This window comes from Mesorhizobium sp. LjNodule214 (genome assembly GCF_964252735.1).
In the GTDB taxonomy this organism is placed as follows: Bacteria; Pseudomonadota; Alphaproteobacteria; order Rhizobiales; family Rhizobiaceae; genus Mesorhizobium.
On record NZ_CAXUPE020000008.1, the window covers coordinates 61,727 to 70,945 of the forward strand.

Annotated in this window: 14 protein-coding genes and 1 pseudogene; 9 read left to right on the top strand and 6 right to left on the bottom strand. The window is 61.8% G+C overall.

The annotated features are described in order from the left end of the window. Window positions 1-2: 2 nt before the first annotated feature. Both ACSQ3Z_RS36780 and ACSQ3Z_RS36785 read left to right on the top strand, forming a co-directional pair. A complete protein-coding gene (locus tag ACSQ3Z_RS36780; protein ID WP_436175955.1) occupies window positions 3-176 on the top strand; it encodes a hypothetical protein in 174 nt (57 codons plus the stop codon). Window positions 177-317: 141 nt separating this feature from the next. Further along, a complete protein-coding gene (locus tag ACSQ3Z_RS36785) occupies window positions 318-488 on the top strand; it encodes a hypothetical protein (protein WP_436175956.1) in 171 nt (56 codons plus the stop codon). A 51-nt stretch (window positions 489-539) separates the two neighbouring features. Here the strand turns inward: ACSQ3Z_RS36785 and ACSQ3Z_RS36790 are convergent. Then, window positions 540-701: pseudogene (locus ACSQ3Z_RS36790) on the bottom strand (ATP-binding protein); the annotation flags it as partial. 97 nt (window positions 702-798) lie between these two features. Here ACSQ3Z_RS36790 and ACSQ3Z_RS36795 point away from each other — a divergent pair. From ACSQ3Z_RS36795 to ACSQ3Z_RS36815, 5 genes are all read left to right on the top strand, one after another. Continuing rightward, window positions 799-1,209, top strand: coding sequence for a RidA family protein (locus tag ACSQ3Z_RS36795; protein WP_436175957.1), 411 nt, complete (start codon window positions 799-801; stop codon window positions 1,207-1,209). A 466-nt stretch (window positions 1,210-1,675) separates the two neighbouring features. Beyond that, window positions 1,676-2,314, top strand: coding sequence for a PAS domain-containing protein (locus ACSQ3Z_RS36800; protein ID WP_436175958.1), 639 nt, complete (start codon window positions 1,676-1,678; stop codon window positions 2,312-2,314). 128 nt (window positions 2,315-2,442) lie between these two features. Next, the gene (locus ACSQ3Z_RS36805) at window positions 2,443-3,060 is read left to right on the top strand and encodes a PilZ domain-containing protein (protein WP_192177547.1); all 618 of its coding nucleotides are present in this window, start codon (window positions 2,443-2,445) and stop codon (window positions 3,058-3,060) included. A 282-nt stretch (window positions 3,061-3,342) separates the two neighbouring features. Beyond that, entirely contained in the window at window positions 3,343-3,948 is a 606-nt protein-coding gene (locus tag ACSQ3Z_RS36810; RefSeq protein ID WP_436175959.1) for a transglutaminase-like cysteine peptidase, read from the top strand. A 295-nt stretch (window positions 3,949-4,243) separates the two neighbouring features. Then, window positions 4,244-4,798 (top strand): ankyrin repeat domain-containing protein, encoded by a 555-nt coding sequence (locus ACSQ3Z_RS36815; RefSeq protein ID WP_436175960.1) that lies wholly within the window; start codon window positions 4,244-4,246, stop codon window positions 4,796-4,798. Window positions 4,799-4,855: 57 nt separating this feature from the next. On the opposite strand, the gene ACSQ3Z_RS36820 is transcribed toward ACSQ3Z_RS36815, so the two are convergent. Then, window positions 4,856-5,383, bottom strand: coding sequence for a gamma carbonic anhydrase family protein (locus ACSQ3Z_RS36820; protein ID WP_436175961.1), 528 nt, complete (start codon window positions 5,381-5,383; stop codon window positions 4,856-4,858). A 67-nt stretch (window positions 5,384-5,450) separates the two neighbouring features. Next, entirely contained in the window at window positions 5,451-5,852 is a 402-nt protein-coding gene (locus ACSQ3Z_RS36825; protein WP_436175962.1) for a DUF6949 family protein, read from the bottom strand. Between the two features lie 66 nt (window positions 5,853-5,918). Between ACSQ3Z_RS36825 and ACSQ3Z_RS36830 the strand changes: the two genes are divergently transcribed. Then, the gene (locus ACSQ3Z_RS36830) at window positions 5,919-6,650 is read left to right on the top strand and encodes a hypothetical protein (RefSeq protein ID WP_436175963.1); all 732 of its coding nucleotides are present in this window, start codon (window positions 5,919-5,921) and stop codon (window positions 6,648-6,650) included. A gap of 80 nt (window positions 6,651-6,730) precedes the next feature. Here ACSQ3Z_RS36830 and ACSQ3Z_RS36835 read toward each other — a convergent pair whose 3' ends face one another. Both ACSQ3Z_RS36835 and cysE read right to left on the bottom strand, forming a co-directional pair. Continuing rightward, entirely contained in the window at window positions 6,731-6,934 is a 204-nt protein-coding gene (locus ACSQ3Z_RS36835) for a DUF3126 family protein (protein WP_027166457.1), read from the bottom strand. A gap of 137 nt (window positions 6,935-7,071) precedes the next feature. Further along, complete coding sequence (gene cysE, locus ACSQ3Z_RS36840; protein ID WP_006200853.1) at window positions 7,072-7,920, bottom strand: serine O-acetyltransferase; 849 nt, start codon at window positions 7,918-7,920, stop codon at window positions 7,072-7,074. A 123-nt stretch (window positions 7,921-8,043) separates the two neighbouring features. Here cysE and ACSQ3Z_RS36845 point away from each other — a divergent pair, with 123 nt between their 5' ends. Next, window positions 8,044-8,652: an HD domain-containing protein gene (locus ACSQ3Z_RS36845; protein ID WP_436176000.1), complete on the top strand. Its 609-nt coding sequence runs from the start codon at window positions 8,044-8,046 to the stop codon at window positions 8,650-8,652. On the opposite strand, the gene ACSQ3Z_RS36850 is transcribed toward ACSQ3Z_RS36845, so the two are convergent. Further along, complete coding sequence (locus tag ACSQ3Z_RS36850; protein WP_436175964.1) at window positions 8,649-9,149, bottom strand: GNAT family N-acetyltransferase; 501 nt, start codon at window positions 9,147-9,149, stop codon at window positions 8,649-8,651. The genes ACSQ3Z_RS36845 and ACSQ3Z_RS36850 overlap by 4 nt on opposite strands. Window positions 9,150-9,219 lie beyond the last annotated feature (70 nt).

Sequence of the window (9,219 nt, forward strand, 5' to 3'; positions counted from 1 at the left end):
CCATGGCGGCCGGGTCGAAACCGGCCGCCATGCCGAAGCAGATGCCGGGGACCGTGGCCGACGATTGTTTTGTGGAGGCGCCCACCTATTTCGATTTTGAAAATTCGGCGGCATTGCAAACATTTTTCGATGCTTGTCTTGTTTCGATTCTTGTCTTGCGCCGTCGGCAATCTTAGTTGGTCGACCCCTCATGATCTGTGAAATTATTCACAGAGGAAAATATTTGTCGAAGCAACGGTGACTCAACTTGTACGTCAATGCTTTGGGGACACAACGTCGAGCAAATAATTCATCGACCATGTTTGAGGGAGGCGGTCATGCAGTACATGCGAAAGAACGTCTGGGAACTCGGCAATGACTGGGCCGCGCCGATCCTGTGGTACGCACGAGGCGTTGCGGAGATGAAGTCGCGAGCGCTCGCCAAGCCGACGAGCTGGCGCTTCTTGGTGCCTTCCACGGGATCGATGTCAAACGGCGTTGAAGATTGACCCCCTATCGGCGCCCAATATTGCCCCCCCTGAGAGCGACGCGGGTTGCGTTCAGGCGCGGTTCTTGAAGCGCCAGCTGTCGTTGCCGGTCTCGACGATGTCACAGTGGTGGGCGAGGCGATCGAGGAGCGCGGTGGTCATATTGGCGTCGCCGAAGACCGATGGCCATTCGCAGAAGCCCAGATTGGTGGTGACGATGACCGAGGTTTGCTCGCTTCGGCCACAATGTCGTAGACCCGCAAATAGACCCTCGTATTTTGATCTGCGCGAAGCGGCCAGTTCCCGTCAGCCATAGCAGGAGACCTATTCAATGACGCTCGAATGCATAAATCCCAATGATCTGCCGATACCGGAAATGTACACCCAGGTCGTCGTCGCGACAGGAAGCAAGCTGGTGTTCGTCTCGGGCCAGCAGCCAGAAGACATACACGGCAAGCTCGTTGGCCATGGTGATTTCGCAGTCCAGGCACGCCTGGCGTTCGGGAATCTTGGCCGTGCGCTTGCTGCCGTCGGCGCTCGGCCTGAGCAAGTCTGCAAGATCACAATTTACATCGTCGATTACAAACGCGACGAACACGTGCCGATCATCGAAGATGCCCAGATCGAGCTGTTCGGGGATCACAAGCCAGCAAACGTTGTGGTCGGGATAGCGGTGATGTCTCCTGGCTACCTGATAGAGATCGATGCGATCGCGGTCATCGACCACACCGCCGTAGGCTAAGCGAGGACGCGCCAAGTCGCCCGACCGACCGATGCCACCGCGCTGGAGCTGGCGCGGCCCGGCCAAGGCCATCCGCATTGCGGTTGCGCAGGCGGGGACGCGACCGCCGCGCAGCTAGCAGATCGCACGGCGGCGAATCGCCGAAACGAATCATCCGGCGCGAATCAAAAAAGAAGCCGTTCAAGGTCCCCCCTTGAACGGCTGGTCGAGTCCCCTGCTCCCCTGAACTCTTGACTGAAGTGCTGCCGATCGTTGCGAAACGACCGTTTTTGGAGTGGTTTTTATGTGCCACAGCCGCCGCCGGACAGCAACGTAAACCACTTGTTAACCTTAACGGTCCCGACCCGTGAACAAGTGTTAACGATGCTGGCACGCATCCTGCAACGCAACGCATGTAGTCATCGGAGGGCGCCCTGTCTGTTCGCCGATGGGACATGAAAAGACAGATTGCGCGGAAGAGCACAAAATGAACCAGAACGGATCAATCACGCTGTTCCATTATTGGAACCGGCTGCGTGATGGGCGCCCCGCCCCGAAGCGTTCGGACGTGGAGCCCGCCGACATCAAATCGCTGCTTGCCGACACGTTCATCCTCGAAAGGGATACGCGTGGCGAAGCGGTGTTCCGGCTTGCCGGCACCAGGCTTTGCGCCGGATATGGCCGCGAACTCAAGGGGTTCTCCTTCCCCTCCCTGTGGCGCGAGAAGGACCAGCGGCTCGTCGCGCGGCTGGTTCACGGCGTCTTCGACCAGAAGTCGGTGGTGCTCATCACCTATGAGGGTTTTAGCCGCAACGGCCGTTCCAACAAGTTCGAACTGCTCGCCCTGCCGCTCGACGGCGGCGTCGAGAATCCGCGCTGCCTGGGCGTCATCAGCGCCGCCGAACGACCATTCTGGCTGGGCGCCGACCCGATCATCGATGCGCTGATCGATTCGATCCGCGTCGTCGATCCGGACAAGGAGCCGATGTTCCTGAAAAACCGGCCGGCGATCAGCGTTCCCTCGCTCGTTCCGTCCGAATACGAGCCGCCCGAAACGATTTCGGCGCTTGGCCGTGCGCGCCGCATCCGCCATCTCGTGGTGTTCGACGGCGGGCGTGGGGAATAGTTCAAATCTGAAGTCGTATCTTAAGGTTGACGGCGGACTTTTCCCCTTTGTTAACCTGCATGGCTGTACTTTTCCGGATGAAATTCCTCGCATCCACGCGCGGGAATGCCAACGGGGTGTAGGCAGTCATGAGGTCAGCGGCGGTCGACTACGCACCGTCCCACGCCGAAAGGCGTAACTTTCAGCGCGTCCGGGTCAAGATCTATGGGCGCTTCATGCTGGAAGACCGCACAGAGCACCCGTGCCAGGTGATCGACATGTCGCCTGGCAATGTTGCGCTGCGCACCGATCGCATCGGCATGCCCGGCGAAAAAGTCATCGCCTATATCGACCACATCGGCCGCATCGAAGGCGTCGTCACCCGCACCTCGCAGGACGGCTTCGCGATGACGGTCATTGCCTCGGAGCGCAAGAAGGACAAGCTCGCCGCGCAGCTGACCTGGCTCGCCAACAAGCACGAGCTCGACCTGCCGGAAGACCGCCGCCACGAGCGCGTCGCACCGCGCAATCCGATGAGCGTGCTCCAGCTTACCGACGGGCGCCAGTACCAGTGCCGCATCATCGACCTGTCGCTGTCGGGCGCGGCAATCGAGATCGACGTCAAGCCGGCTATCGGCATCCAGGTCATGCTGGGCACGATGCGCGGCCAGGTGGTGCGTCACTTCGAGGATGGCGTCGCCGTCGAATTCGCCGTCATCCAGCGCCCGGAAACCCTGGACTCCGAATTCAACGCGCCGCGCTCCTGACGGGACGGCGTTACGCCAGACAACCGAACCGGCCCGTCGCGGCCGGTTTTTTGTTGTTCGCAGCGACGCCCGCAACGCAAAATGACCGGCGACATGACCCGCACTGGAGACACAGCGCCCGCCGGCAAAAATCGGCTCCGGAGAAGGTCCAAGCAATTTTAGGTCAAGCTAATTCAAATTTTATGTTTATTCTATTGGCGTTTTACTCAATGTCTACTTCGGGTTTTTGCGTCAAATAAATCCGCCTGTGACAAGGTCTCCTCAAACGGGGAGACTAAAACAATGAAGAAGACGAGGGGCTCGCTGTTGCTCATGGCAATGGCGATGCAGCTTTCCGCTTTGGCTACAGCCTATGCAGGCCCGGTTTTCATGCACACGGGCGGCCGCACCACCCAGCCGGTCGGCCACTACGAATTCTGCCAGAAGCTTCCGGGGGAATGCACCAAGAGGACGCCGAAGCAGGCGCCGATCGAGCTGACCCGCAAGCTCTGGGCGGCGATCGTCAGCATCAACAATTCGGTCAACACCAGGATCACGCCGCGCACCGACATGGAAATGTGGGGCAAGGAAGAGGTCTGGTCCTATCCCGACAGCGGCTTCGGCGACTGCGAGGACTATGCGCTGGAGAAGCGCCGCAAGCTGATGAACATCGGCGTTCCGGCCGGCGACCTCCTGATGACGGTGGCGCGCCAGCCCAATGGCGACGGCCATGCGGTGCTCACCGTGCGCACCAGCCTCGGCGAGTTCATCCTCGACAATCTGCAGCTCAAGGTACTGGCCTGGACCGACACCGACTACACCTACCTGAAGCGCCAATCGACGGAGAATTCGGGCGTTTGGGTGACGATCAACGATGGCCGCGAGGACGCGGTCGCCAGCGTCCGCTGAGGACGCCGATGCATGTCGCCCAAAAGTGCGCAGCGGTTTTGGGACAACGACATGCATAAAACAGGTTAAGCGCGTCGCATGAATGCGACGCGCCTAGGGAGAAAACCCGGTCGAGTCCCCACCCTCCCCGTCCCCAACGACCGGGTTTTAGGAGCCGGCCCCGTCCCCGGGCCGGCTCCGCCATTTCTGGCCTATGGCCAGCGGCACCATCCGCAGACCGCGCCCGCTGATGAGACTTTCTGGCGGCGACGGATGGGAGCAATATAGGCGATCATTCCGCCTTCGGATCGCTGCAATGCTGGAAATCCCGGAAGACCGATGCGAGCGCCATAGGCTGTTCAAGGCCATCGACGATGCGTTCAAGGCTGGCAAATTCGAAGGCCTTGCCAAGGCCCTCGGCGGCTCGCCGCGCTGGTTCGACGAGGCGATGCCGTTCGAGCTCGGCCTCGGCCATCCGCTGGAGTATGCGATCTACTGGAGTCCTGCCGCCTTCATCTCGATCCTGCTCGATGCGGGTTCGAACCCGGACTACGAGGACCATGCCGGATTTCCGTCGATCATCGCGGCATTGTCCACCGAACGGACGGACAAGCTCGACATCATCCGCATCCTGATCGATCACGGCGCCGACCCCAACATGCGGGGCGTGAACGACTGGACACCGCTCCACTACGCGGTGGCCAAGCGTGACGCCGAAGCGATCCATCTGCTTCTGGCGGCGGGCGCCGACCCGTCGCTCAAGACCCGCATCGATGACTATACGACAGCCCTAGGGGAAGCCGACGCGGCCGGCTTCGAAGCCGGCGCTTCATTGCTGCGTGATGCGATGCGCAGCCGCGGTTCCGATTGACGCTCGATCGTGGTGCGCAACTATGGTGGAAGAGCCGGAGACCTATCCGGATTTGCCTCAGGCCTTCCTCAGCCCTGCCTTGAACCGCTTGCCGTTGGCGACATAGTGCGCGGCCGAGCCGCGCAGCCTGGCGACCGCAGCTTCGTCCAGTTCCCTCACCACCTTCGCGGGCGAGCCGACGATCAGCGAATTGTCCGGGAATTCCTTGCCTTCGGTGACCAGGGCGCCGGCGCCAACCAGCGAATTCCTGCCGATCCTGGCGCCATTGAGCACGATCGCGCCCATGCCGATCAGGCTGTTGTCGCCGATCGTGCAGCCATGCAGCAGCGCGCGGTGGCCGATCGTGCAGCCCTCGCCGATGGTCAGCGGAAAGCCCGGATCCGTGTGCATGACCGTATGTTCCTGCACATTCGAGTCGGCGCCGATGACGATCGGCTCATTGTCGCCCCGGATGACGACGCCGAACCAGAAGCCGGCATTGCGGCCGACGCGGATGTCACCGATCAGCGTCGCGTCCGGCGCGATCCAGTTGCTGTCGGCATCCTCGAAGCTGGGTGCTTTCCCGTCGATCGCATAGGCCGGCATCTCGTCTCCGATTCGTCTCAAGCGGCATGGTCGATCGAGATTAGTGCAATTCCAGGCAGCGATTCCATCAAAAGCTGAACTGCTCCAGGGGAGTGTTCGCCCAGGACGCAATGGCGATCAGCACAACGCCCAGCGCCAGCGCCCAGGCGACCGCGGTGCAGCCGCAGGAGATCAGTGCCAGCATCGAAATGCGACCTTGCTTGCGGGCATCCAAGGCAGCGTTGACGAGCATGAACGGCCCGGCGCAAGCCGCCGCGGCCAGAGAACGCAGGATACGCGTTGGCGAAACATAGGGTTCGGCAAAGGCAAGCCGGCGACCCGACATCAGCTCCATCGCCGATCCGGCCAGGCCGCATGCTGTCAGGCCGACCGCAAAAGCAAACAGAACGAGCTCCACAGCGCCCATCTTTACCTCCCGTTTACCATGAAATCGCACAGTCGATTCCGAAATGGGCGCTGCAAGAGCCATGCCGCGCCATATGTGCCGCCCCAGGACACATCCGGGGTTTCGGGCGAACGACATCGGGGATTTGCGATGAAGCAGGCAGCGGCCGCGAACGGTCCGGAATTCGACATCGTCGATTCCACGCTGATGAGGCGGGTGTTCTATATCTTCGCGGCGCTGGCGCTGTTGTCGGTGGTGATCAGCCTGGGCGGCAAATGGCTTGGCCGCTCGATCGCCATGGCCGGCTACACCGACGACACGACGATCCATGAGGCGGTGATCGGCAACAATGTCATCGCCGTGCCGGCAAACATGATCCGGTTCGAGCAGGCGCGGCGCGACGGCATCGCCTCGCGGCTCGACCTCTATCTGCGCTATCCCGAGATGGACGGTTACAGCGCCGCCGCCCGCGACGACTTCAATCACACCGGATCGAGCAGGGACATCGTCTTCCTGTCGTTCGAGCAGCAGATGATGTCGCGCGACATGAGCGGCCGCTTCGCCCCGATCTACAGCGCCTTGATCGCCCAGCCGGGCACAGCAGGACCAGGCGGAACGACGCTGTATCGCTTCACCGAAAAATCAGGCTACCTCAACGAGGTGCTTGCGGTCGCCAAGCGCCCAGGCAAGGACCCGTTCGTCGCGCGTTGCCTTAGCGGACCGACTGCCGAGGAATCGCTGGCGCCCTGCGAGCGTGATATCCATGTCGGCGACGGCCTCAGCCTCACCTATCGCTTTCCGCGGGAGTTTCTCGGCGACTGGCAGGCGCTTGACGACGCGATTGCCGCCCAGACCGCGCATGTCCTGAAGACAGGGCGCTAGAGCTCTTCGTTGCCTATTCACAAATGCAAACGGCTGGCCGGGCCGCATCGCTGCAGCACCGGCCAGCCGCGATTTCCGGCTCAAGCCAGGTCGATGTCGAGGATCGCCATCGAGAAATTATAGTCGCCGTCATCTTCGTCCTTGAAGACGATGCCGAGGAATTCGTCGCCGACATAGACCTCGGCCGAATCCTCCTTGCGCGGACGTGCCTTCACCTGGAGCTTGGGATTCTGGAAGACGCGCTTGAAATAGGCGTCCAGTTTTCTGATTTCGTCCGGCTTCAAAAGTCTTCTCCGATCGTCGGGCTTGCGAGTTTGAAGGCGCTTCTGGCACGCCGACAATGGCGATGTAAAGGCAAGCCGGCGACAGAACGGAACACCGCCCGGTGCGGGCAGCCGAAATTCAAGCCAGGCGCCCGGCCTCAGATGTCGAAGCTGACGACGTGGTCCATCGTCTGCGACGGCAGAAGTTGATCCATCTGCCGCGAAGGCTGGTCGCAACCGGTCTCGCCGACGACACGCGCCGGCACGCCGGCAACCGTCTTGTTGTGCGGCACCGGTGACAGCACCACCGAGCCGGCCGCGATCTTCGAGCAATGGCCGACTTCGATGTTGCCGAGGATCTTGGCGCCGGCGCCGATCAGCACGCCACGGCGGATCTTCGGATGGCGGTCGCCACCGGCCTTGCCGGTACCACCCAGCGTCACGCCGTGCAGGATCGACACGTCGTCCTCGATCACCGCGGTCTCGCCGACGACGAGGCCCGTGGCATGATCGATGAAAATGCCTTTGCCGATGCGGGCGGCCGGATTGATGTCGGTCTGGAACACCGAGGACGAGCGGCTCTGCAAATAGAGCGCAAAGTCCCGGCGGCCCTGGTTCCACAGCCAATGCGCCAGCCTATGGGTCTGGATGGCGTGAAAACCCTTGAAATAGAGCACCGGCATGATGAAGCGGTCGCAGGCCGGATCGCGATCGTAATAGGCCTGGATGTCGACGCGCACCGTCGTCGGCCAGTCCTTGTCATCGGCCAGCATCGATTTGAAGGTCTGGCGGATGAGGTCGGAACCGACGTCCTGGTGGTCGAGCCGCTCGGCCAGCCGGTGGATCACCGCTTCTTCCAGGCTCTCCTGGTTGAGGATAGTGGAATAGAGGAACGCCGCCAGCAGGGGATCGCGGTTGACCGCTTCCATCGCCTCATCGCGGATCGAGCGCCAGATCGGATCGACCGGCTGCACCACACTGGGACGGGCAATCGTAATGCTGTTCATCGACGGTCTCCGGCCTGCCGGCTATTCTCCGGCCGCACATATAAGCCAGATCATAGCAGGATTGAACTCAATTTTCCTTAGTGCTCTGTCAAATGGATTTGGTTCATGGAAAATCAAGCAGCCATGGAAAACGAACCCTTGATCGACGAGCCGCTGAAACGCGAGCTTTCCCTGCTCTACCAGGCAGCGGATCGGCACTACCACAACCTCGTCCATATCGAGGCGATGCTGGCGCTGGCCAGCGACTATCGCGCCTCGCTGCATGACCCCGAGGCCGTCGAAGCGGCGATCTGGTTCCACGACGCAATCTATGACAGCCGGGCCAAGGACAATGAGGCCAGGAGTGCTGCGCTTGTCGAGGAAAAACTCGCAGGCCGCGGCGATGCGGAGCGCCTCGGCCGCATAGCGGCGATGATCGTCGCCACCGCCACGCACGAACTGCCCGGCCTTCAAAGGCTTGGCGACGAGCACTTCATCCGCGACGCGGCGCTGTTCCTTGACATGGACCTTTCGATCCTCGGCGCCACACCCAAGGTGTTCGACGCCTATGAACAGGCGGTCCGCCGCGAATATGGCTGGGTCGAGGAGCCGATGTGGCGCGCCGGCCGCTGTGCGGTGCTGAAGACATTTCTCGCCCGCCCGCATATCTATCACACTGAGGAATTCCGGCAGCGGTTCGAACCGCGGGCCCGGCGCAACATGGCGCGGTCGATCGCGGCGCTCGAAGCCTAATCCGGAAACGTCTCCATGCGTTGCGCATAGGGTTTGAAGCCGGCGCGCCTGTAGACCGACTGCGCTCCGGGATGGTCGTATGTGTCGGTGTGCAGCCACAGCCTTTCTGGCCGATGCGACCAGGCGGTGCGAAGCGATCGGTCGAGCAGGAATGGACCGAGCTTGCGGCCCTGGAAAGCGGGGATGAGCCCGAAATGGGTCAGCTCGACGTCCGCCTGGCCGACGCCGTTGAATTCGCACAGACCCGCCGCCTCGCCATCCACACGCAGGACATGGACATGCGTCGATGCAAGGGCGAGCAGCCGTTCGAGTTCGCTTGGGCTCATGCGCAGCCGCTGGTCCCACTGCACAGGCTCGCCGACGGCGCGATAGAGGCTGACATAGCCGGCGATATCGAGCGTTTCGTGCGCGACCATCGCACCCGGCGCCGGAGCCATAAGGGCGTCGCCGGATGGCGGCGCGGTCATCTCCATATAGGTGACGAGAAGGTCGACCATGGCAATTCGGGTTCGAGGCTGATAGGTGCGGCGCCAGATTGCGGCCGCGCAGGATGATATCGAGGTGGCT